The organism is Pseudomonas sp. A2, from assembly GCF_023100865.1.
GTDB classification, from domain to species: domain Bacteria; phylum Pseudomonadota; class Gammaproteobacteria; order Pseudomonadales; family Pseudomonadaceae; genus Aquipseudomonas; species Aquipseudomonas asiatica.
In genome coordinates this window covers 4,179,294-4,202,495 of record NZ_CP039127.1, presented here as the reverse complement: position 1 = coordinate 4,202,495, position 23,202 = coordinate 4,179,294, and the positions used below count along the sequence as shown (strand labels likewise).

The following is a 23,202-nucleotide window of genomic DNA, read 5'->3' as shown; positions in this document are numbered from 1 at the left end:
GATGGCCTCGCAATGGTTTTATTGTTGTTGGGCGGACTCTAAGCAAGAGCTGTCCAGCTGGTCAATATTTTTCTGACTCAAAGGTCAAGAAATTGCTCATGTCCAAGCCCGGCCGCACACATTGCCCATATTCCAAGCATAGATCGCGCCGGGCGTGTGGTTGCCTTGCAGGTCAAATAAACCGCCAGGCCCCTCTGCGCGATCAGCGGCCAAGTACGCTACAATCCGCTCCTTGTGCCCAGTTCAATGATTTTGAAGGAAAACCATGACGTTCAAGGCCCCGGACAGCCTCTCCGAGCAGATTGCCGATTACCTGGCCGAACGCATCATCCGTGGCGAGCTGGCGCCAGGCGAGCGTATCCAGGAGCAGAAGGTCACCCAGGCACTCAACGTCAGCCGCGGCTCGGTGCGCGAGGCGCTGCTGATCCTCGAACGCCGCCACCTGGTGGCGATCCTGCCGCGCCGGGGTGCCCATGTGACCGAGCTCGACGAGCGCAGTGTGCGCAGCCTGTGCGCACTGATGGGCGAGTTCTACATCCTGCTGGGTAACGCGGTTGCGCAAAAATGGCGCACCGATGCCGACCTGCGCCCGTTCCTGGAGATCCAGCAGCGCCTGCAGCGAGCCCATGACCAGCTGGACATCAAGGCCTTCGTCGCCGACAGCTTCGCAGTCATGCGGGCGGCCTACCCGTTCGCCGACAACCCGTTCCTGCAGGAAACCGTGGAAAACCTGCAGCCGGCGATGAGCCGTGCCTACTACCTGTCGCTGGACCAGCGCCAGGCCAGCATGATCGACTATCTGGACCTGTTCGCCCGCCTGCTCGACGCCGTGATCGCCCGTGACCTGCCGCGCATTCGCGAGGTGCTCACCGCCTATGGCCAGCGCAGCTGCGAACTGGTGCTGGCGGCGTTGGCCCGAGGCTGACCGATGCGCCTGAAGTGCATTCGCCTGGCCGGGTTCAAGTCGTTCGTCGACCCGACCACGGTCAATTTCCCCAGCAACATGGCGGCCGTGGTCGGCCCCAACGGCTGTGGCAAGTCCAACATCATCGATGCCGTGCGCTGGGTGATGGGCGAGAGTTCGGCGAAGAACCTGCGCGGCGAGTCGATGACCGATGTCATCTTCAACGGCTCCAGTGGCCGCAAGCCGGTCAGCCAGGCCAGCATCGAGCTGGTGTTCGACAACAGCGAAACCACCCTGGTCGGCGAATATGCCGCCTACGCCGAAATCTCGATCCGCCGCAAGGTCACCCGCGACGGGCAGAACAGCTACTACCTCAACGGTACCAAGTGCCGCCGGCGCGATATCACCGACATCTTCCTCGGTACCGGCCTGGGGCCGCGCAGCTACTCGATCATCGAACAGGGCATGATCTCCAAGCTGATCGAGGCCAAGCCCGAGGAGCTGCGTAACTTCATCGAGGAAGCCGCCGGTATTTCCAAGTACAAGGAACGCCGCCGGGAAACCGAGAGCCGCATCCGCCGCACCCAGGAAAACCTGGCGCGCCTGACCGACCTGCGCGAAGAGCTGGAACGCCAGCTGGAGCGCCTGCACCGCCAGGCCCAGGCAGCCGAGAAGTACCGGGAATACAAAGCCCAGGAACGCCAGTTGAAGGCGCGCCTGTCGGCCTTGCGCTGGCGTGATCTGGACGAACGGGTGCGCCAGCGCGAGGCGGTGATCGGCGACCAGGATGTGTCCCATGAGGCGCTGGTGGCCGAGCAGCGTAATGCCGATGCCAGCATCGAGCGCTTGCGCGATGGCCATCACGAATTGTCCGAGCGCTTCAACCAGGTGCAGGGCCGCTTCTACTCGGTGGCCGGTGACATCGCCCGGGTCGAGCAGAGCATCCAGCACGGCCAGCAGCGCCTGCGCCAGTTGCAGGATGACTTCAAGGAAGCCGAGCGCACGCGCCTGGAAACCGAGTCGCACCTCGGGCACGACCGCACCCTGCTGGCTACCTTGGGCGAAGAGCTGGCAATGCTCGAACCCGAGCAGGAAATGACCCTGGCCGCTGCCGAAGAAGCCGCCGCTGCCCTTGAAGAGGCCGAGCTGGGCATGCACGGTTGGCAGGAACAGTGGGACAGCTTCAACAGCCGTTCCGCCGAGCCGCGCCGCCAGGCCGAAGTGCAGCAGGCGCGTCTGCAGCAGCTGGAAGCCAGCCTGGAACGCCAGGCCGAGCGCCAACGCAAGCTGGGCGAGGAGCGCGAGCTGCTGGGCAGCGACCCGCAGGATGCGGCCATGCTCGAACTGGCCGAGCAGCTGGCCAGTAGCGAAATGTTGCTGGAAGAGTTGCAGTTGTCGGAAGAGCAGGTGGTCGAGCGCCTGGAAGGCGCGCGTGAACAACTGCAGCAGGCCACCCAGGCCCAACAGCAGGCGCAGGGCGACCTGCAACGCCTGGGCGGCCGCCTGGCCTCGCTCGAAGCCTTGCAGCAGGCCGCCCTGGAGCCGGGTGCAGGTGCTGCGGACTGGCTGCAGGGCCAAGGCCTGGAGCAACGGCCGCGGCTGGCTGAAGGGTTGCGGGTTGAGCCGGGCTGGGAGCTTGCGGTAGAAACCGTGCTTGGCGCCGACCTGCAGGCTGTACTGGTGGACGACTTCAGTAATCTGGATTTTGCCGGCCTGGAGCAGGGCGAGTTGCGCTTGCTGCTGGCGAGCGGTACCGGCTCGTCGCTGCCCGGCAGCCTGCTGGAAAAGGTCGAAGGCCGTGTCGACCTGTCGCCCTGGTTGGGGCAGGTCAAACCCGTGGAAGACCTTGCCCAGGCGCTGGCACAGCGCGCGTCGCTCGGCGAAGGCCAGAGCCTGGTCAGTCGCGATGGCTACTGGGTTGGTAGACACTTCCTGCGGGTGCGCCGTGGCGGCGAAGCCGAAGGCGGCGTGCTGGCGCGCGGCCAGGAGATCGAGCGCCTCGGCCAGGAGCAGCTGGAGCAGGATGCGGCGCTGGAGCAGTTGGAACAGCAACTGCAGGCCCTGCGCGAGCAGCAGCAGGACCTTGAAGAACAGCGTGAACAACTGCGCCGTCGCACCCAGGAAGAAAGCCGCCTGCATGGCGAACTGAAGGCCAACCTGTCGGCTGGCCGCGCACGTGCCGAGCAGGTCGAGCTGCGCCGCCGGCGCCTGCAGGAAGAGCTGGCCGAACTGGAAGAGCAGCGCGCTCTGGAACATGAGCAACTGGGCGAAGCCCGCCTGCTGCTGCAGGAGGCCCTGGAACTGATGGCCCAGGACACCGAGCAGCGCGAGCAGTTGATGGCCCGCCGCGACACTTTGCGCGAAAGCCTTGATCGCGTGCGCCAGGAGGCCCGCCAGCACAAGGATCACGCCCACCAGCTGGCTGTCCGCCTGGGCTCGCTGCGTGCCCAGCACGACTCCACCCGGCAGGCACTGGAGCGCCTGGAGCAGCAGGCCGCGCGCCTGATCGAGCGCCAGGAGCAACTGAGCCTGAACCTGGAAGAGGGCGAGGCCCCGCAGGAAGAACTGCGCCTGAAGCTGGAAGAGCTGCTGGAGCGGCGCATGAGCGTCGACGAGGAAATGCGCCAGGCCCGCCTGCACATGGACGAAGCCGACCGCGAACTGCGTGACGCCGAAAAGCGTCGTACCCAGGCCGAGCAGCAGGCCCAATTGCTGCGTGGCCAGCTGGAGCAGCTGCGCCTGGAGTGCCAGGGCCTGGATGTGCGGCGCAAGACCTTGCAGGAGCAGTTGCTGGCCGACGGCTACGACCTGCAAGGTGTGCTCGCCACTCTCGAGGCCGAGGCCAGCGAGCAGGGTACCGAACAGGAGCTGGAGCAGCTCGAGGCGCGTATCCAGCGCCTGGGGGCGATCAACCTGGCGGCCATCGAAGAGTACGAGCAGCAGTCCGAGCGCAAGCGCTACCTGGACGCCCAGGACGCCGACCTGGTCGAAGCCCTGGAGACCCTGGAAAACGTCATTCGCAAGATCGACAAGGAAACCCGCAACCGCTTCAAGGATACCTTTGATCAGATAAATGCCGGATTACAGGCACTTTTCCCAAAAGTTTTCGGTGGTGGCAGCGCTTATCTGGAACTGACGGGCGAAGATCTACTCGATACAGGGGTAACGATCATGGCGCGGCCACCGGGCAAGAAGAACAGCACCATCCATCTGCTGTCCGGCGGCGAGAAAGCACTGACCGCATTGGCGCTGGTGTTTGCCATCTTCAAGTTGAACCCCGCACCGTTCTGCATGCTCGACGAAGTCGACGCGCCGCTGGACGATGCCAACGTCGGGCGCTACGCCCGTCTGGTCAAGGAAATGAGTGAAAGCGTGCAGTTCATCTACATCACCCATAACAAGATTGCCATGGAGATGGCGGATCAATTGATGGGGGTGACCATGCATGAACCGGGCTGTTCACGTCTGGTTGCCGTCGACGTGGAGGAGGCCATGGCCATGGTCGATGCCTGATGCTCGACGATAAGGGCATATTCCGTAGCGAAATGCCCCCGCCATGTGCGACAGACGGTGTAAAGTTGTCTTTGGTCGTGCTAGCTTAATGTCACTCGTTTTTTGCGTGGGTAAAACGCCTGTCAGAACATAGAGTTGGCGCCACGTGTTAAAGGGCTTTGAACCCTTTGTTTTCAAGCATATTTTTATAGAGGCACGGGATTACATGGAAATCGGTCTGCGCGAGTGGCTGATCGTCATCGGCATCATTGTCATTGCCGGGATTCTTTTCGACGGCTGGCGCCGCATGCGCGGCGGGAAAGGCAAGTTGAAATTCCGTCTGGATCGCAGTTATTCCAACCTGCCGGACGAAGAGGGCAATGCCGAAGTGCTTGGCCCGTCGCGGGTGCTGGATACCCACAAGGAGCCTGAGCTGGACGAAAGCGACCTGCCGTCGCTCAGTGCTTCTGCGCGTGATCGCGAGCGCGAGCCCAAGCCGGCCAAGGCTGCCAAGCGCGGCAAGCGCGCCACCGCTGCTGCGGATGCACAGCAGGGCGACCTGAACCTCAGCGCCGAGCCACGCGAGCCCGATCTGTTTGCCGACAGCGATGACGACTTTGCCGCGGAAAATACCCGCAGCAACGGTGCTGCGCCTGCCAGCAGCAGCGTCAAGGAGCTGCCGCCGGCCGAGGAAGTGCTGGTGATCAGCGTCATCTCCCGCGACGAGGGTGGCTTCAAGGGCCCGGCGCTGCTGCAGAACATTCTGGAAAGCGGCCTGCGCTTCGGCGAAATGGACATCTTCCACCGTCACGAGAGCATGGCCGGTCACGGCGAGGTGCTGTTCTCCATGGCCAACGCCGTCAAGCCCGGCGTGTTCGACCTGGACGACATCGACCACTTCAGCACCCGCGCGGTGAGCTTCTTCCTCGGCCTGCCGGGCCCGCGTCATCCGAAGCAGGCCTTCGACGTGATGGTGGCTGCGGCACGCAAGCTGGCGCACGAACTGAACGGTGAACTCAAGGACGACCAGCGCAGCGTGCTGACCGCCCAGACCATCGAGCACTATCGCCAGCGCATCGTCGAGTTCGAGCGCCGTGCGCTGACCCAGAAGCGCTGACAGATCCAGACGAAAGAGCAGCCTCAGGGCGTGCTGGTCGGTTCGGGTGTTGTTATCGCCTGTTCCGGCCTCTTCGCGGGTAAACCCGCTCCTACAGGGGCACCACGGCCCTTGAGGTTTGTGGTGTCCCTGTAGGAGCGGGTTTACCCGCGAAGAGGCCGGCACAGGCAATAAATACCTCAAGCCCCCGGCACCACCCCCAGGCTGCTCTTTTGCTTTGCAAGAGAAGACAAATCCCATGACCGCCGAAACCCGTATCCACGAACTGCGTGCCGAGCTCGACCAGCACAACTACCGCTACTACGTGCTCGATGAGCCAAGCGTGCCCGATGCCGAATACGACCGCCTGTTCAACGAGCTCAAGGCGCTTGAAGCCGAATACCCGCACCTGGTAACCCCCGACTCGCCCACCCAGCGCGTCGGTGGCGCAGCCCTGGCCGCGTTCAGCCAGGTCCGCCACGAAGTGCCCATGCTCAGCCTGGGCAACGCTTTCGAAGAAGCCGACCTGCGTGAGTTCGGCCGCCGCGTGGTAGACGGCCTCGACCAGCCCGGTGCGGTCGACTACAGCTGCGAGCCCAAGCTCGACGGCCTGGCCGTGAGCTTGCTGTACCGCGACGGTCTGCTCGTACAGGGCGCCACCCGTGGCGACGGCACCACCGGCGAAGACATCAGTGCCAACGTACGCACCGTGCGCAACATCCCGCTCAGGCTGCAAGGCGAGGGATGGCCTGCGGTGCTGGAGGTGCGCGGCGAGGTGTACATGAGCAAGGCCGGTTTCGACCGGCTCAACGCCGCCCAGGCCGAAGCCGGCGGCAAGACCTTCGCCAACCCGCGCAACGCCGCAGCCGGCAGCCTGCGTCAGCTGGACTCGAAAATCACCGCCAGCCGCCCGTTGGAGTTCTGCTGCTATGGCGTCGGCCAGGTGTCTGCGAGCATTGGCGACAGCCACATCGGCATCCTCGAACAGCTCAAGGCGTGGGGGTTGCCTATCAGCCGCGAACTCAAGCATGCCGCCGGTATCGAAGAATGCCTGGCCTACTACCGCGACATCGGCGAGCGACGCAACAGCCTGCCCTACGAAATCGACGGCGTGGTGTTCAAGGTCAACAGCCTGGCCGCCCAGCGCGAGCTGGGCTTCCGTGCCCGTGAGCCCCGCTGGGCGATTGCCCACAAGTTCCCGGCCATGGAAGAGCTGACCGAGGTGCTGGATGTCGAGTTCCAGGTCGGCCGCACCGGCGCCGTAACGCCCGTGGCACGCCTTAAGCCGGTCAAGGTGGCCGGTGTGACCGTGTCCAATGCCACCCTGCACAACATGGACGAAATCGCCCGCCTGGGCCTGCGCGTTGGCGACACGGTGATCATCCGCCGCGCCGGTGACGTGATTCCGCAGGTGATGCAGGTAGTGCTGGAGCGCCGCCCGGAAGATGCGCGCCCGGTGCAGGTGCCGAGTGAGTGCCCGGTATGCGGCTCGCAGGTCGAGCGTACCCAGTTGGTCAAGCGTAGCAAGGGCAAGGAAACAACCAGCGAGGGGGCGGTGTACCGCTGCGTCGGTCGCCTGGCCTGTGGCGCCCAACTCAAGCAGGCGATCATCCACTACGTGTCACGCCGCGCCATGGACATCGATGGTCTGGGCGAGAAGAGCGTCGAGCAATTGGTGGACGAAGGTCTGATCGGTTCGCCGGCCGACCTGTACAAGCTGGAATTCGACCAGATCGTCGGCCTGGAAGGCTTTGCCGAAGTGTCCAGCAAGAAGCTGCTGGATGCCATCGAAGCCAGCAAGCGCCCGGGCCTGGCGCGCTTCATCTACGCCCTGGGTATCCCGGACGTAGGCGAGGAGACGGCCAAGGTGCTGGCCCGCTCGCTGGGCAGCCTGGCACGCGTGCAGCAAGCGCTGCCGCAAGTGCTCACCTACCTGCCGGACATCGGCCTGGAGGTGGCGTACGAGATCCACAACTTCTTCGAGGACGAGCACAACCGCAAGGTCATCAAGCAGTTGCTCGACAGCGGCATGCAACTGCAGGACGAAGGCGAGCTGGCTGCCGAGTTCGCCGCCAGCACCACCCTGGCCGGCATGATCGCCAAGCTCGACATCGCCTCGGTTGGCCCGACCGGTGCCGAGAAGCTGGTGGCCAAGCTAGACAGCCTGGACAAGATCATCGCCGCCGACGGTATCGACCTGCGCCAGGCCCTGGCGGCCAAGCAGGCCGAAGCCGTGCGCGAGTTTTTCAAGGATGAAGCCAATCAGAAGCTGGCCCGAGACATCGAGGCACAGTTGCTGGCGTTCGGCATGCACTGGAGCAGCGAGAAGAAAGTGGCCGAAGGCTTGCCGCTGGCCGGCCAGACCTGGGTGCTGACCGGCACCCTGGAGCGCATGAGCCGTGATATCGCCAAGGAAAAGCTGGAAAGCCTGGGGGCCAAGGTGGCGGGTTCGGTATCCGGCAAGACCCACTGCGTGGTGGCGGGGCCGGGGGCGGGGTCCAAGCTGGCCAAGGCCAGTGAGTTGGGGGTGAAGGTGCTTGATGAAGATGCCTTCGTCACTTTCCTGGGCGAACAGGGCATCGCTGTCTAACGCCCTGCGCAATCCCCTGTGGCTTGCGCGGTCCTTGTGGGAGCGGGCATGCCCGCGAACACGGGCGAAGCCCGTGCCATCCACCGCGTTGCCTGCTTCGCGGCGGTTCGACGCCTCGACACGCCCGCTCCCACAAGTCCTGCGCTGGTCTTGCTGTCAGCGTTAACCCTGTAGGAGCGGATTCACCCGCGAATTGGCAGCCCCAGACCACCCGGCCCGGACAAGTCATTGAGAAATGATGACTTTTTCTCCTCCAGAGGTTGTATCTGCCCCCAAGACCGGTACAATGGCGCCACTCGCTGTTCAGCGAGCCTTGTAGTGGTGGTCCCATCGGTCCCCCCGCATTGATTACCCGTTAACCTGGTCAGGCCCGGAAGGGAGCAGCCATAGCGGGAACATCGAGTGCCGGGGTGTGGCTGGTGGGGCCGCCTCCATTTCAGGTCCTTGAATTCTCAAGGATTTCTCGCATTACCCAACTTCGCTCTGGTTTGGCCGCCAGTCCTGCCGCGACCGCGCCGATGCAGCGGAGTAGGCGCTGTCGTCCTACCCGCATCGAAAGCCGCTATCAGCAGGCGTTCATTACTTCAAAGAAACCTGTCTGGTCTCAAGTTTGAGTTCCTTCAGGCGCTTCAGCAGCGTGTGGATATTTGTGCGTGCCGAACCTTCATTGGCCAGGCGCAGGCGCTTGATCGCGATAACGGAGTCGCCAACGCCAGCGGTAAAGGGCGTCCTGATGATCTCTCGGAAAATTACGGTGTTTGTAGCGGACTCGGTCAACGTATATTCAGCCTCGCAGGTAACTTCGAAGTCCAGGCCAAAAATGGGTTGGTCGACGCGTAGCAGGTTGGCGCGCAGGGTGTAGGCGGCAGGTGCTTCGCCAAGCAGGTCAGCACTGGCAAGTGATTGTTTGAGTGCAGCGCCAAAGTCCGGGCCGTCGATTTCCGAAGTCCAGAGCGGGTTGGTGGCGTCTCCGCCATTTACTTCGGTTACCTGAATATTGCGATGCAGGCGTTGATCGTAAAACTGCGCATCGGTCTGGTCGGATGCCACGGACATCCCGGAGATTTGAGCAGGCGAAGCGCACCCTGTGCAAAGGGCAATAAATACCGAGACCAGAAACACACGGAAGTAGGTCACTTTAATAATCCTTGAGTGAGATGCCGGTAGTGCAAGACGAAAGCCATACATCGTGTATGGCTTCAACTATTGAAAGGCCGAGCGTCGCGCTGTGCGGCAGATGCCCTTACAGGTTGTATTTCTCATCGATTCTGCGTTTGTCGAGCGTGTAGCGCTTGAGGTCGATCGAGTCGGATTCCAGCTTGGCATCGAGCTCGTCCATGTCGTGCTTTTTCAGCGTTACAACATGGGCTTTGGTGGCTTGGTAGTTGATCATCTCTGCAGCGTCATGCCCACTCACCGGGTCCCACAGAATGGAAAGCGGCCAGAACAGCAGGTTCACCACGCCAAAGCCATATGCACGACCATAGAACGAGCCGCCACCTGGAAGCAGGCCAAGGCCGGCAGCAAGCCCTGGGCTTTTTTCTTCAACCGCGAGGTTTCTGGCGCGATAGCTGGCAAGTTCCGACTCTTGGGCCGAATTGAGGCCGGTAGCACAACCAGTGGTCAGCGCTATCAGTGCGGCAGCGGTCAGATTTCGAATTGTGGACATGCAACATTTCCTGAGTGTGAGTACTGTTCTCGGCGCACGACTGGGCGCGGAGGCGCGTAACTCTACACTGAGTAGTGGCGCATTGATATCGTATTGCCATTACTCTATTCAGATGTTGATGCATCCAGATGGTGGTTTATCCTGGCCGCTTAAAGGCAACTGTTGAACTGCCCTGTTTTTTTCCATGCCCCGCCGCCGACAGCTTCATCAGCCGCTGGAATTTCGGGCATTCCAGGTGATCTTCCTCAGGGCACTGCGCCGCATGCCGCAAGCCCTTGCTCATCGCCTGCAAGCGCCTGATCCGTGCATCCAGTTCGTCGGCCTTGGCGATCAGCATCTGCCGGTCGACTTGCAGGTCCACCAGCATCGTCCCCACTTCATCCAGCGAAAACCCCGCAGCCTGGCCCAGGGCGATCAGCGCCAGCCGGTCTGCAACATCGGCTGCGAACTGCCGCCGCTGGCCAGGCCCGGCGAGTGACTTGAGCAGGCCTTTCTTCTCGTAGTAGCGCAGCGTCGAGGCGGGTACGCCTGTGCGTTTGGCGACGTCGGCAATGTCCATTTCGGGCCCTTGACTTGAAGTTGACTTCAACTTCTATGCTGCGCGGCATGGTGATGACCGTCAATCTTCGAGGGCTTGTTCAATGACGTTTACTGCGATGTTGTCCGCTGCTTTGCCAATTGGTATCGGTGCCACGATGGTGATGGACCTGTGGGGGCTGCTGCTGAGGCGAATGGGTGTCGCCACGCTGAACTTCGCCATGGTCGGGCGTTGGGCGGGGCATTTGCTGCACGGGCGTGTGCGGCACCAGGCGATTGCCAAGGCGGAACCGGTGCGGCATGAGCTGGCGTTGGGGTGGGGGATTCATTACGCCATCGGCGTGCTGTTCGCGATGCTGCTGGTCATGATCGTGGGGGAGGGCTGGTTGCTGGCACCTACATTGTTGCCTGCGCTGGTTGTTGGTGTGGTGACGGTCGTGGCGCCTTTGTGCTTCATGCAGCCGGCGATGGGCGCGGGGTTCTTTGCGTCGAGGACGCCGACGCCTGCGCGCAACTGCTTGAAGAGCCTGGCCACGCATTCTGTGTTTGGCGTTGGGATGTTCTTGAGTGCGGGTTTGGTTGCGGCTGTGTGAGAGCGACATTCCTCAAGACGAGCAATCGGTAGCAGGAATGCGATCTGCTTTCAGGATGCTTCCTACAACGGTCAGGGCAATTTCCCGCTTTTTCTGTAGGAGGTGTCGAAATATCCTACGCACTCCGTCGACTCCCGTCTGATTGTCCCGGGAATCACCGCCCACTAGGCTTTTGCGGTCGCTGTCGGTTCAGCGATCGGGTGTGGAAGCCTGGGCAGTACACGGGACGGTTGTCATTTATGGCGGCTGTGCGCGGGAGGTATTCGTACCTGCCGGGTCTACCGTGTACCTGGTCTTCCACCCCGCGTACAGTTGCCACCCTAATGCGTGGAAGCGGAAGGGGACAACACAGCCAACACGGAGCTGTCATGAAAAAACTGGTCCCCGATTCACCCCACGTTTTCGAGCTTCCCCAAGGTAAATCCCTTTCCCGCGCGATCAGCGAAGGCATCGTGCCGATGGAGTTCGCGTTGATGAATGTCACCCACTATCTGATGTTTGCCTATAGCGACAGCCGGCGGGCGCTGGAGCGTATCCAGGACGAGGAGACGCGGCAGTTGCTGGAGCACGGGTTGCGGGCCATGCAGATTGCCTGGGGGCAGGCGGATGCTGTGGCACTGGCAGTTGAGCGTAGAAGCCAGTGAAGTCGGCCTTGGAGTAAGTAGAGATAGCAGGGATATCAATTAACCCTGTGGGAGCGGGTTTACCCGCGAAGAACGCGACGCGATGGATGGCACCGGCTTTGCCGGTGTTCGCGGGTGAACCCGCTCCCACAGCGGGCGTGCAATTTTCGGGCGGGTTTGTCTTTCATCAGGTATGCGTGGCTCAGGGGCCAGCCACAGACATGGGTTCTTGGTTGCCCGTCCCCCCATACCGCTGCACAATCCGCTCGATCTCCCCCGACTGCTTCATTCGCACCAGCGCCCGCAGCAGCCCTTGGGTCGGTATCGACGGGTCATTGCGTACCATGCACCCCAGGTCCTGTTCTTCCAGTACTGCCAGCGCCTGCAATTGCTGTTCGGTGGGCAGGCCCTGATTAAACCACTGCAACGACAGCTGGTTGCTTACCGCATGCCGATAGCGCCCGGCTTGCAGCTTCTGCAGTACCAGCAACTGGCTGCGGCTGTCCTCGCGGTGCAGGCGACCCTGGGCGAGCAGCGGTTGCAAGGTCGAATAGGTGTAGCCAAGCACCGTACCGATGGCCTGGGCAGGCAATTGCTCCGGGGGCAGCGGAGTACTATTGCCAGCGCGTCCTACCAGCAGGTCTCGCTGGTGCAGCAGTGGAATGCTCCAGACAAAATCCCCTGGCCGGTCATTGAACCACTGGGTGCTGACATAGCAGCGCACATCGATATCACCGCTGTTCATCGCCTCCTGCAGACGCAGGCGGGCCATGACGTGGTATTCAGGGCGGATGCCCACTTCCTTGGCCAAGGCCTGCATCAGGTCGTACAGCATGCCTTCCACCGGCTGGTCGCCTTCGATGCGCACCAGCGGCATGCTCCAGCTCTCGGCGACAGAAAAACGCACCAGGGGCTGTTCAGCCTGGTTGTAGGTGCTCCACAGCAGCAACAGGGCCAGCAGTCTTCGCAAAGGCGATCCTCCCTGGATGGCGCGCCAGTTTCAAAGCTTAGACGACTTGCGCAGGGTGCAATTTTGCCCCCGCTCCGCTAGCATTAGCGATCTTCCGCTCGATCAGGCTGCGATGGTTTTTCGATGAGTTATCAGGTTCTTGCACGTAAATGGCGTCCGCGCTCGTTCCGCGAAATGGTCGGCCAGACCCATGTGCTCAAGGCCTTGATCAATGCCTTGGACAACCAGCGCCTGCACCATGCCTATCTGTTCACTGGTACCCGGGGTGTGGGCAAGACGACCATTGCCCGTATCATCGCCAAGTGCCTGAACTGCGAAACCGGCATCACCTCAACGCCCTGCGGTACCTGTTCGGTGTGCCGGGAGATTGACGAAGGCCGTTTCGTCGACCTGATCGAGATCGACGCCGCCAGCCGCACCAAGGTCGAGGACACCCGCGAACTGCTCGATAACGTGCAGTACGCCCCGAGTCGTGGGCGCTTCAAGGTCTACCTGATCGACGAAGTGCACATGCTCTCGACTCACTCGTTCAACGCCTTGCTCAAGACGCTGGAAGAGCCACCGCCCTACGTCAAGTTCATCCTCGCCACCACTGACCCGCAGAAACTGCCGGCCACCATCCTGTCGCGCTGTCTGCAGTTCTCGCTGAAGAACATGAGCCCGGAGCGGGTGGTCGAGCACCTCAGCCATGTTCTGGCCGCCGAGAACGTGCCGTTCGAGCCGGATGCCCTGTGGCTGCTGGGGCGCGCGGCCGATGGTTCGATGCGCGACGCCATGAGCCTGACCGACCAGGCCATCGCCTTTGGCGAAGGCAAGGTACTGGCCGCTGATGTGCGGGCCATGCTCGGCAGCCTTGATCATGGCCAAGTCTACGGGGTGCTGCAGGCGCTGCTCGAAGGCGATGCCCGGGCCTTGCTCGAGGCCGTGCGCAACCTGGCCGAGCAGGGCCCGGACTGGGCTGGCGTGCTGGCCGAGATGCTCAATGTGCTGCACCGCGTGGCCATTGCCCAGGCGCTGCCGGAAGCGGTGGACAACGGCCAGGGCGACCGTGAGCGGGTGCTGGCGCTGGCCTCGGCATTGCCAGCCGAGGACGTGCAGTTCTATTACCAGATGGGCCTGATCGGCCGCCGTGACCTGCCACTTGCGCCGGACCCGCGCGGCGGCTTCGAAATGGTCCTGCTGCGCATGCTGGCGTTCCGCCCCGCTGACACCGACGACGCGCCGAAGCCGGTACTAAAGCCAGTGGGGATCAGCCAGGCCACAGCTGATCCTGCAACACCGGTGGCAGCGCCGGCGGTTGCCGTGGCGCCGCCGGCCGCTGCTGTCGTGGCGCCTGTTGCACCGGTTGCCGAGCAACAAGTGCAGGCGCCCGCACCGGTCGAGCCAGCGCCACAGCCGGTTGTCGAGCCTGTGGTGGCAGCTGAGCTTGCCCCGGTCAGCGAACCTGAGCCAGCACCAGAACCCGTGGCAGAGGTGGTTGACCTGCCATGGGAAGAGCCCGCGCCAACGCCCGCACCGGTAGTGGCCGAGCCTGCGCCGGCTCCTGCACCGGCCGCTGCGCCCACGCCGGCACCTGCCGCCCCGGCGCACGACGACGAGCCACCCTTCGACCCGTCCGCCTATGCCGCCGTGGGCATGGACCGCGACGATGAACCGCCCCTGGACGAAGACTATTACGGCGGCGAAAGCGACCCGGTCGGCTTCAGCTACCTGGATGAACTGGCCGAACACGTCCAGGAAGAAGCACCCAAGCCGGCAGCCGAACCGCTGCTCGCAGCCAAGCCGGCCACCGGCCTGGCCCTGCAATGGCTGGAATTATTCCCACAGTTGCCTGTATCCGGGATGACAGGCAACATCGCGGCAAACTGTACGTTGATTGCCGTCGATGGCGACGACTGGCTGCTGCACCTGGACCCTGGCCAGGGTGCGCTGTTCAACGCCACCCAGCAACGGCGCCTTAACGAAGCGCTCAACCAGCACCTGGGGCGCACGCTGAACCTGCGCATCGAGCTGATCCTGCCCGAGCAGGAAACCCCGGCCCAGGCGGCGGCGCGTAAACGCGCCGAGCGCCAGCAGGACGCAGTCACCTCGATCGAGCAGGATCCGTTGATCCAGCAGATGATCAAGTTGTTCGGCGCCAAGGTGCGGCAGGATACTATTGAGCCTGTAGAAGCCCTGGTTAATCAGGGCCAGTAACGGATAACCATGCGGCCGGCCCGGTGCCGGGCCGCATCACATGACCCAATCGAGGTATACCCCCATGATGAAAGGTGGCATGGCCGGCCTGATGAAGCAGGCCCAGCAGATGCAGGAAAAGATGCAGAAGATGCAGGAAGAGCTGGCCAACGCCGAAGTCACCGGCCAGTCCGGTGGTGGCCTGGTGAGCGTGGTGATGACCGGTCGTCACGACGTCAAGCGTGTCAGCATCGACCAGAGCCTGATGTCGACTGATGAAGACGACAAGGAAGTGCTGGAAGACCTGATCGCCGCGGCACTGAACGACGCGGTGCGCAAGGTCGAGCAGAACAGCCAGGACAAGATGGGCAGCATGACCGCCGGCATGCAGCTGCCGCCGGGCTTCAAGATGCCGTTCTAAGGGCATTTGCGTTACCGAAAACCGCCGCTGATACCAGCGGCGGTTTTTTGTGCGTTCCTGCAGCCTGCGCGGTCTTTGTAGGAGCGGCCTTGTGTCGCGAAAGGGCTGCGCAGCAGCCCCGGCAATCCATGCTGCGAAGCTGATAACCTGGGGCCGCTTCGCGCCCCATCGCGACACAAGGCCGCTCCTACAGGGACCGCGCAAGCCTTGCAATGTGCGCATGGCTGATTTGACGCCACTGCCCCCGCTGGGTATAAACCGCCTCTTATTGATTTGTCAGGCCTTTCCCATGAGCTTCAGCCCACTCATCCGCCAACTGATCGATGCCCTGCGTATTCTCCCGGGTGTCGGCCAGAAAACCGCCCAGCGCATGGCCCTGCAACTGCTCGAGCGTGACCGTAGCGGTGGCCTGCGCCTGGCACAGGCCTTGACCCAGGCCATGGAAGGGGTTGGGCATTGCCGTCAGTGCCGTACCCTGACCGAGCAGGAGCTGTGCCCGCAATGCGCCGACACGCGCCGTGACGATACCCAGTTGTGTGTGGTCGAAGGGCCGACCGATGTGTATGCAGTGGAGCAGACCGGCTACCGTGGTCGCTACTTCGTGCTCAAGGGCCACTTGTCGCCGCTGGACGGGCTGGGGCCCGAGGCGATCGGGATTCCGCAGCTGATGGCGCGGATCGAGGAGCAGGGCACCTTCACCGAGGTGATCCTGGCGACCAACCCGACGGTGGAAGGGGAGGCGACGGCGCATTACATTGCCCAGTTGCTGAGCGAGAAGGGCCTGGTGGCGTCGCGGATTGCCCATGGCGTGCCGCTGGGTGGCGAGCTGGAGCTGGTGGATGGTGGGACCTTGGCCCATGCCTTTGCGGGGCGTCGGCCGATTTCGCTCTGATTCAGAATTGTTGGGGCCGCTTTGCGCCCCATTCGCGGCACAAGGCCGCTCCTACAGGGGCCGCGTAATTTTCGGATATTTCGCGATCCCTGTAGGAGCGGCCTTGTGCCGCGAATGGGCTGCAAAGCAGCCCCAAAACCCAACTCAGTACTCGCTAAGAGAAAACTCGGTCAGGCAGAAAGTCGGTACCCCGGCCGCCTGCAGCCGGCGCGACCCGTCCAGCTCCGGCAGATCGATGATCGCCGCCGCCTCGAACACCTGCGCACCGGTCCGGCGCACCAGGTTGGCCGCTGCCAGCAGCGTACCGCCCGTAGCAATCAAGTCATCGAAGATCAACACCGAATCCCCTTCGCACAGGCTGTCGGCGTGCACTTCCAGGAAGGCTTCGCCGTACTCGGTCTGGTAACCCTCGCTCAGCACATCAGCCGGCAGCTTGCCCTGCTTGCGGAACAGGATCAGCGGCTTGTTCAGTTGGTGCGCGATGATCGAGCCGATCAGAAAGCCCCGGGCATCCATGGCACCGATGTGGCTGAACTCGGCTTCGACATAGCGCTCGATGAACTGGTCGGCCACATAGCGCAGCCCGCGCGGCGACTGGAACAGCGGGGTGATATCGCGGAAGATCACACCCGGTTTGGGGAAGTCCACTACCGGGCGGATCAGGGCTTTGAGGTCGAAGGCGTCGCTGTGCATTGTTGCGGGTATCCTGGGAAAACGAATGCCCAAGTATACCCGCTAAACGCCGGCCTCAGGCCTCCATTGCTCCACCGGCCAGCGCGCACAGCTGGATCGGGTCGAGAATGTGCACTTCCTTGCCTTCGGCGCGGATCAGGCCATTCTGCTGGAAGCGGGTGAACACCCGCGACACGGTTTCCACCGCCAGGCCCAGGTAGTTGCCGATTTCGTTGCGCGACATGCTCAGGCGGAACTGGTTGGCCGAATAGCCGCGGGCGCGGAAGCGTGCCGACAGGTTGACCAGGAAGGTGGCTATACGCTCGTCGGCGGTCTTTTTCGACAGCAGCAGCATCATCTGCTGGTCGTCGCGGATTTCCCGGCTCATTACCCGCATCAGTTGACGGCGTAGCTGCGGTAGCTGCACCGACAGCTCGTCGAGACGTTCGAACGGGATTTCGCACACCGAGGTAGTTTCCTGGGCCTGGGCCGATACCGGGTAGGCTTCGGTGTCCATGCCCGACAGGCCGACCAGCTCGCTGGGCAGGTGGAAGCCGGTGATCTGCTCTTCGCCGCTGTCGCTGAGGCTGAAGGTTTTCAGCGCGCCGGAACGTACCGCGTAGACCGAGCCGAAATTGTCGCCCTGGCGGAACAGGAACTCGCCTTTTTTCAACGGCCGCCCACGTTTGACGATTTCATCCAGTGCATCCATGTCTTCCAGGTTGAGCGACAGAGGCAGGCACAGGGGGGCCAGGCTGCAGTCCTTGCAATGGGCCTGGTTGTGTGGGCGCAGTTTGACTGGCTCGGACATTTTCATTCGATCCTTGTGGGAAAGCACACATAAGACGTAAGGGTAACTCACGGCATAGGTTGTAGGCCAGCTTGCGCTGTTGTGGTGCGAGCTGGCCCGGCCCCGGCGGGTGTGCGCCGGGGCCTTCGCTGTGCCCATGGTGTGCCTGGCAAGGAACTTTGTCCATGCGGTTGAACGACTCGGTTCAGATCACCCGCGAGAAGCGCTGGCGGTTGTGCATCGCCAGGTAGGCGTCGAACACCATGCATACCGAGCGCGCCAGCAGGCGGCCGGCCGGCAGGATGCGGATGCCTTTGTCATCCAGGCGGATCAGGCCGTCGCGCTGCAAGGTCAGCAGTTCTGGCCAGAGGTCGTTGAAGTAGCCGCGAAAATCAATGGTGAATGCCTGTTCGATCGGCTCGAAATCGAGCTCGAAATGGCAGATCAGTTGCTGGATCACTGCACGGCGGATACGGTCGTCGTGGTTGCACAGCAGGCCGCGCTGGGTGGCCAGCTGGGCGTTGGACAGGCTGTCCTGGTAGGTGTTGAGGTCGCTGCTGTTCTGGCAGTACAGGTCGCCGATCTGGCTGATGGCCGACACGCCCAGGCCGATCAGGTCGCAGTGCCCATGGGTGGTGTAGCCCTGGAAGTTGCGCTGCAGGGTGCCTTCTTCCTGGGCGATGGCGAGCTCGTCGTCGGGCAGGGCGAAGTGGTCCATGCCGATGTAGCGGTAGCCGGCTGCGGTCAGCTGGTCGATCGTGGCGTGCAGCATCTCCAGCTTGGCGGCCGCGCTGGGCAGGTCATTGCTGTCGATGCGCCGTTGCGGCATGAAGCGCTCGGGCAGGTGGGCGTAATTGAACACCGACAGGCGGTCGGGTTGCAGGCGGATCACTTCTTCGACAGTGCGGGCAAAGCCTTCCGGGGTTTGCTTGGGCAGGCCGTAGATCAGGTCGAGGTTGATCGAGCGGAACTGCAGGGTGCGCGCGGCTTCGATCAGGGTGCGGGTCTGCTCCAGGCTCTGCAGGCGGTTGACCGCGCGCTGCACGGCTGGGTCGAGGTCCTGCACGCCCAGGCTGACGCGGTTGAAGCCCAGTTCGCGGAGCAGGCCCATGGTCGACCAGTCGGCTTCGCGCGGGTCGATCTCGATGCCGTAGTCGCCGGAGTCGTCGTCCAGCAGGTGGAAGTGCTGGCGCAGGGTAGCCATCAGCTGGCGCAGTTCCACATGGCTGAGGAAGGTTGGCGTGCCGCCGCCGAAGTGCAGCTGCTCGACACGCTGCTTGGGATCGAGGTGGCAGGCGATCAGCTGGATTTCCTGCTCCAGGCGCTGCAGGTAGGGCGCAGCGCGGGCGCGGTCCTTGGTGATGACCTTGTTGCAGGCGCAGTAGTAGCAGATGTTGGCGCAGAACGGCACGTGCACGTACAGCGACAGCGGGCGCACGGCCCGACGGCTCTCGCGCAGGGCGTGGAGCAGGTCGAACGAGCCCACTTCGCTGTGCAGTTGCACGGCGGTCGGGTAGGAGGTGTAGCGTGGCCCGGCCAGGTCGTAGCGGCGGATCAGGTCGGTATCCCAACGTAGGTCGTCGAGCATGAGGGTGGTCCCCGGAAAGAGCAGCAGTGCCCCGGAGTCTATGGCTGTCTGCAGGAATCGGTGTTGATTTGTATCAAGGGCATAGGGGCTGCTATCAGCCGTTCGCAGGGCCCTGTGGGAGCGGGCATGCCCGCGAAGGGCCGCACGGCGGCCCCCATCAATGCCCCATCAACCAATGCTGATGCGGCCCGGGCAAGGTCCATACCCCAAACAGCATCACCAGCACCCCGCCAGCCACCCGCACACTGCGCCGTTTCAACAACCGATTTACTCGCTCAGCCGCCAGTCCCGTGGCCAGTAGCACCGGCCAGGTCCCCACGCCGAACGCCAGCATCAGCGCCGCGCTGTACCCGGCATTGCCCTGACTGGCCGCCCACAGCAGGGTGCTGTATACCAGGCCGCATGGTAACCACCCCCATAGCGCCCCCAGCAACAACGCCCGAGGCACGCTGGACACCGGCAGCAAGCGCGACGCCACTGGCTGAATATGCCGCCACAGTCCCCGGCCCAGCGCCTCGATGCGGGTCAGCCCGCTCCACCAGCCGGCCAGGTACAGCCCCATTGCGATCAACAGCAGCGCCGCCACCACCCGCAGTGCCAGCGCCGCCGGGCTGCTGGCCACGGCCCAGCCGGCCAGGCCCAGCAGCAGGCCGGCACAGGCATAACTGAGAATGCGGCCAAGGTTGTACGCGAGCAGCAGGCGCATGCGCCGACCACGTTGTTCAGGCGGGATGGCAAGGGTCAGCGCGCCCATCAGGCCGCCGCACATGCCCAGGCAGTGGCCGCCGCCGAGCAAACCGAGGATCAACGCCGAGCCCAGCAGGGGCAGCAGGTCAGGCACGGGGCGGGTTTTCCTTGTCGGTGTCGGCTTTGCTGTCGTCAGGCTTCACCGCCGCCTGATGGCGCGGGTCCTGGTCGTCGAACAGGATGCTGTGGGCAGGGCTTTCCAGGTCGTCGTACTGGCCGCTGTCCACCGCCCAGAAGAAGATGTACACGGCCACGCCGACCAGCAGCAGGGCCGCGGGGATCATGACATAGAGGGCGGGCATGGCGATTTCCTCCCAGGCAGGGGCGCTTCGGTCGATGGCAAACCCGATGCCGGGGGCAGGCGGGTCAGGCGCAGGGCATTGAGCACCACGATCAGCGAACTGACCGACATGCCGATGGCTGCCCATACCGGGGTGATCCAGCCGAGCGCGGCGAACGGCAACATCAGGCCATTATACAGGGTCGCCCACAGCAGGTTCTCGAGGATGTTGCGGCGGGTGCGGCGGGCCAGCTCGAAGGCCTGTACCAGCGCCTGCAAGCGGTTGGACAGCAGCACGGCGTCGGCACTGGTCTTGGCCAGGTCGGTGGCGCTGCCCATGGCGATGCTGATGTCCGCGGCGGCCAGTACCGGCACGTCGTTGACCCCGTCCCCCAGCATCAGCACCTTGCGCCCGGCCGCCTGCAGCGCCTTCAGCCGGTCCAGTTTGTCGTCCGGGCGCAGGCCGCCGATGGCCTGGTCGATGCCCAGCTGCGCGGCCACTTCGGCGACCATCGGCGAGCTGTCGCCCGACAGCAGCAGCGTGCGCCAGCCACGGGCCTTGCAGGCCGCCAGCAGGGCAGGGGCATCGTCGCGCAGGCGGTCGTCCAGGCCGAACCAGGCCAGTGGGCCCTGGCGGTCGCCCAGTAGCAGCCACTGGCCGCGCGGCTCTGGCACGCCAGGGATTTCCGCTCCGCTCAGGGCGCAGACGAAGGTGGCCTGGCCAATGCGCAGGCGCTGGCCGTCGACCAGCCCTTCCAGGCCCAGGCCCGGCACGGTCTGCACGTCGTCAGCAGGCGTGGCGGTGCGGCCGAAGGCACGGGCGATGGGGTGTTCGGAGCGGTTCTCCAGCGCTGCGGCCAGGGCCAGGCAGCGGTCGGCGGGCAGGCTGCCGAGCGGTCGAATGCTGCGCAAGGTCAGGCGGCCTTCGGTCAGCGTTCCGGTCTTGTCGAAAATCACCGTGTCGATCTGGTTCAGGCCTTCCAGCACATGGCCACGGGTCACCAGCAGGCCGAGCTTGTGCAACGTGCCAGTGGCTGCGGTAAGCGCCGTTGGCGTGGCCAGGGACAGCGCGCAGGGGCAGGTCGCTACCAGCATGGCCAGCACGATCCAGAACGCCCGCGTCGGGTCCAGGTGCCACCACCACAGGCCGATGGCCGCGGCGGTCAGCAGCGAGAACAGCAGGAACCACTGCGAGGCCCGGTCGGCGATTTCGGCCAGGCGGGGTTTTTCGGTCTGGGCGCGTTCCAGCAGGCGGACGATGGCCGACAACCGCGAGTCGTGGCCGAGGGCTTCGACTTCCACGTTCAGGGTGCTTTCGACGTTCAGGGTACCGCCCGTGACCCGCTCGCCGACCCGCCGTGGTTGCGGCAGGTATTCACCGGTCAGCAACGATTCATCGACGCTGGAGCGGCCTTCGACGATGCGCCCGTCGGCGGGGATTACCGCGCCTGGCAGCACCTGCACCGTGTCACCGCGCTGCAGCTCGCTGAGCAGGATGCGTTCACTGCGGCCGACGGCGTCCAGGCGCAGGCACGAGGCCGGCAGCAGGTTGACCAGCTGCGCAGTGGCCGCGGCAGTGCGTTCGCGGGCGCGGCGCTCCAGGTAACGGCCAGTGAGCAGGAACAGCGCGAACATGCCCACGGTGTCGAAATACAGCTCGCCGCTGCCGGTGATGGCGGTCCAGATGCCGGCGCCGAACGCCAGGCCAATGGCCAGCGACACCGAAACGTCCATGGTCAGGTGGCGGGTACGCAGGTCGCGTGCCGCGCCCTTGAAGAACGGTGCGCAGCTGTAGAACACGATGGGGATGGTGAGAAACAGCGCCACCCAGCGCAGAATGGTGTGCAGTTCGGGCGACAGGTCGATGTTGAATTCCGGCCAGGTGGCCATGGTTGCCATCATCGCCTGGAACCACAGCAGCCCGGCCACGCCCAGGCGGCGCAGGGCGCTGCGGTTCTCGTGGGCCAGTTGCTCGGCGGCCTGGTCGGGCTGATAAGGGTGGGCGGCGTAACCGATCTGGCGCAGCTCGGCGAGCAGGCGCGAGAGCGGCAGTTGCTTGTCATCCCAGTTCAGCAGCAAGCGGTGGTTGGACAGGTTCAGGCGCGCCTCGGCGACGCCGGGCAGGTTGCGCAGGTGCTTTTCGATCAGCCAGCCGCAGGCGGCGCAGCTGATACCTTCGACCAGCAGGGTGGTTTCGGCCAGGTCGCCGGCATGGCGAACGAAGGTTTGCTGTACGTCGCTGCGGTCATAGAGGGCGAGCTCGTCCTGCAGCTGTTTGGGCAGGGCCTCGGGGTTGGCACTGTTGTCGCTACGATGCTGGTAATAGTGCTCCAGGCCACCGGCGACGATCGACTCGGCCACCGCCTGGCAGCCGGGGCAGCAGAACTGCCGGGTCTCACCGAGGACCACGGCGTTGAAGCGGCTGCCGGCAGGGACGGGCATTGCGCAGTGGTAGCAAGGGGTGGGCTGGGTCATCACATCATTGCCTTAAACAAATCGGCTAGGTTGGGCACGGCACCTGTGGGAGCGGGTTTACCCGCGAATGCGTCAGATCAGGCAATGATGTTTTCAGGTTAGACGCATTCGCGGGTAAACCCGCTCCTACAAGGAGCGGCGGAGGTGCGATTATTGGTGCTCGGCACCTTGCAGTGCTTCATCACCCAGCTGCAAGGTCACACCATGCTCCACCTTTTCTTCCTCGAACAAGCGCCACACCTGGCCACCTTCGCTACCCAGCAGCTCAACGAAGCGCCGCCCGTCAACCTTGTCCTCCAGCTGCCCTACATAGCGCCCAGCCTCGACCCGGCTCAACAGCACCTTGCGGTCTTTCTCCGGCTGGGTTGGCGAGATCAGGTTCAGCTCCAGGCTCTGCGGGTCGCTGTTGCCGGTCAGGCGCACGTCCACTTCGCCGGTCAGCTCGTCCAGGTGCACGCCGGCCTTCAGGCCCAGCGTCTGCGCCAGCAGTTCTCGGTCCAGCGAGCGGTTGATGCCCTTGCCAGCCTCGTAGTAGTTGTCGTTCACCAGGTTGTCCGGGTTGTGCACGGCGATGCTGACCATGGTCAGGCTCAGGCACACCGAGGTGGCGAGAATGCCGATGATGATCCAGGGCCAGAGGTGCTTGTACCAGGGGCTGGCGGCGGTGGCAGGCATTGTGGGTTATCTC

General features: G+C 63.7%; 20 protein-coding genes and 1 other RNA gene. 10 read left to right on the top strand and 11 right to left on the bottom strand.

What is annotated here, in order from left to right; all coding sequences use genetic code 11:
• The first annotated feature begins 265 nt into the window (after positions 1–265).
• The 5 genes from E5221_RS19425 to ffs all read left to right on the top strand — a co-directional run bounded on the left by E5221_RS19425 (position 266) and on the right by ffs (position 8,507).
• Positions 266–925 carry a GntR family transcriptional regulator gene (locus tag E5221_RS19425; RefSeq protein WP_013973522.1) on the top strand — a complete coding sequence of 220 codons (660 nt, stop codon included), beginning with the start codon at positions 266–268 and terminating at the stop codon, positions 923–925.
• A 3-nt stretch (positions 926–928) separates the two neighbouring features.
• Entirely contained in the window at positions 929–4,417 is a 3,489-nt protein-coding gene (gene smc / locus E5221_RS19420; protein ID WP_173895921.1) for a chromosome segregation protein SMC, read from the top strand.
• A gap of 205 nt (positions 4,418–4,622) precedes the next feature.
• Complete coding sequence (zipA, locus tag E5221_RS19415) at positions 4,623–5,513, top strand: cell division protein ZipA (protein WP_015271153.1); 891 nt, start codon at positions 4,623–4,625, stop codon at positions 5,511–5,513.
• Between the two features lie 238 nt (positions 5,514–5,751).
• The gene (gene ligA / locus E5221_RS19410) at positions 5,752–8,082 is read left to right on the top strand and encodes an NAD-dependent DNA ligase LigA (RefSeq protein ID WP_013973519.1); all 2,331 of its coding nucleotides are present in this window, start codon (positions 5,752–5,754) and stop codon (positions 8,080–8,082) included.
• A 328-nt stretch (positions 8,083–8,410) separates the two neighbouring features.
• Positions 8,411–8,507, top strand: an RNA gene (gene ffs / locus E5221_RS19405) — signal recognition particle sRNA small type.
• A gap of 154 nt (positions 8,508–8,661) precedes the next feature.
• Here the strand turns inward: ffs and E5221_RS19400 are convergent.
• From E5221_RS19400 to E5221_RS19390, 3 genes are all read right to left on the bottom strand, one after another.
• Positions 8,662–9,219 (bottom strand): hypothetical protein, encoded by a 558-nt coding sequence (locus E5221_RS19400; RefSeq protein WP_232881343.1) that lies wholly within the window; start codon positions 9,217–9,219, stop codon positions 8,662–8,664.
• A 106-nt stretch (positions 9,220–9,325) separates the two neighbouring features.
• Positions 9,326–9,751 carry a hypothetical protein gene (locus E5221_RS19395; RefSeq protein WP_039614435.1) on the bottom strand — a complete coding sequence of 142 codons (426 nt, stop codon included), beginning with the start codon at positions 9,749–9,751 and terminating at the stop codon, positions 9,326–9,328.
• A gap of 136 nt (positions 9,752–9,887) precedes the next feature.
• Positions 9,888–10,310 (bottom strand): helix-turn-helix domain-containing protein, encoded by a 423-nt coding sequence (locus E5221_RS19390; RefSeq protein WP_123085902.1) that lies wholly within the window; start codon positions 10,308–10,310, stop codon positions 9,888–9,890.
• A gap of 82 nt (positions 10,311–10,392) precedes the next feature.
• Here E5221_RS19390 and E5221_RS19385 point away from each other — a divergent pair, with 82 nt between their 5' ends.
• Together E5221_RS19385 and E5221_RS19380 are read left to right on the top strand one after the other, a co-directional pair.
• Positions 10,393–10,881: a DUF2938 domain-containing protein gene (locus tag E5221_RS19385; RefSeq protein WP_123085903.1), complete on the top strand. Its 489-nt coding sequence runs from the start codon at positions 10,393–10,395 to the stop codon at positions 10,879–10,881.
• Between the two features lie 368 nt (positions 10,882–11,249).
• On the top strand, positions 11,250–11,525 hold the full coding sequence (locus E5221_RS19380) for a hypothetical protein (RefSeq protein WP_247846277.1): 276 nt from the start codon (positions 11,250–11,252) through the stop codon (positions 11,523–11,525).
• 181 nt (positions 11,526–11,706) lie between these two features.
• On the opposite strand, the gene E5221_RS19375 is transcribed toward E5221_RS19380, so the two are convergent.
• A complete protein-coding gene (locus E5221_RS19375; RefSeq protein WP_247846275.1) occupies positions 11,707–12,474 on the bottom strand; it encodes a transporter substrate-binding domain-containing protein in 768 nt (255 codons plus the stop codon).
• 123 nt (positions 12,475–12,597) lie between these two features.
• Here E5221_RS19375 and dnaX point away from each other — a divergent pair, with 123 nt between their 5' ends.
• The 3 genes from dnaX (at position 12,598) to recR (ending at position 15,962) form a co-directional block, all read left to right on the top strand.
• The gene (gene dnaX, locus E5221_RS19370) at positions 12,598–14,670 is read left to right on the top strand and encodes a DNA polymerase III subunit gamma/tau (protein ID WP_247846273.1); all 2,073 of its coding nucleotides are present in this window, start codon (positions 12,598–12,600) and stop codon (positions 14,668–14,670) included.
• Between the two features lie 64 nt (positions 14,671–14,734).
• The gene (locus E5221_RS19365) at positions 14,735–15,070 is read left to right on the top strand and encodes a YbaB/EbfC family nucleoid-associated protein (RefSeq protein ID WP_003259671.1); all 336 of its coding nucleotides are present in this window, start codon (positions 14,735–14,737) and stop codon (positions 15,068–15,070) included.
• A 289-nt stretch (positions 15,071–15,359) separates the two neighbouring features.
• Entirely contained in the window at positions 15,360–15,962 is a 603-nt protein-coding gene (gene recR, locus E5221_RS19360; RefSeq protein WP_003259670.1) for a recombination mediator RecR, read from the top strand.
• A 144-nt stretch (positions 15,963–16,106) separates the two neighbouring features.
• Here the strand turns inward: recR and E5221_RS19355 are convergent, their stop codons facing one another.
• The 7 genes from E5221_RS19355 to E5221_RS19325 all read right to left on the bottom strand — a co-directional run bounded on the left by E5221_RS19355 (position 16,107) and on the right by E5221_RS19325 (position 23,189).
• Positions 16,107–16,655 (bottom strand): adenine phosphoribosyltransferase, encoded by a 549-nt coding sequence (locus E5221_RS19355; protein ID WP_009683910.1) that lies wholly within the window; start codon positions 16,653–16,655, stop codon positions 16,107–16,109.
• 55 nt (positions 16,656–16,710) lie between these two features.
• Positions 16,711–17,445, bottom strand: coding sequence for a Crp/Fnr family transcriptional regulator FnrA (gene fnrA, locus E5221_RS19350; RefSeq protein ID WP_015271145.1), 735 nt, complete (start codon positions 17,443–17,445; stop codon positions 16,711–16,713).
• Between the two features lie 184 nt (positions 17,446–17,629).
• Complete coding sequence (hemN, locus tag E5221_RS19345) at positions 17,630–19,012, bottom strand: oxygen-independent coproporphyrinogen III oxidase (RefSeq protein WP_015271144.1); 1,383 nt, start codon at positions 19,010–19,012, stop codon at positions 17,630–17,632.
• Between the two features lie 157 nt (positions 19,013–19,169).
• Entirely contained in the window at positions 19,170–19,853 is a 684-nt protein-coding gene (locus E5221_RS19340; RefSeq protein WP_061551053.1) for a sulfite exporter TauE/SafE family protein, read from the bottom strand.
• Entirely contained in the window at positions 19,846–20,061 is a 216-nt protein-coding gene (gene ccoS / locus E5221_RS19335; RefSeq protein ID WP_013973501.1) for a cbb3-type cytochrome oxidase assembly protein CcoS, read from the bottom strand. The genes E5221_RS19340 and ccoS overlap by 8 nt, the downstream gene beginning before the upstream one ends.
• Complete coding sequence (locus tag E5221_RS19330; RefSeq protein WP_247846271.1) at positions 20,040–22,514, bottom strand: heavy metal translocating P-type ATPase; 2,475 nt, start codon at positions 22,512–22,514, stop codon at positions 20,040–20,042. The genes ccoS and E5221_RS19330 overlap by 22 nt, the downstream gene beginning before the upstream one ends.
• A gap of 150 nt (positions 22,515–22,664) precedes the next feature.
• Positions 22,665–23,189 (bottom strand): FixH family protein, encoded by a 525-nt coding sequence (locus E5221_RS19325; protein ID WP_003259657.1) that lies wholly within the window; start codon positions 23,187–23,189, stop codon positions 22,665–22,667.
• Positions 23,190–23,202 lie beyond the last annotated feature (13 nt).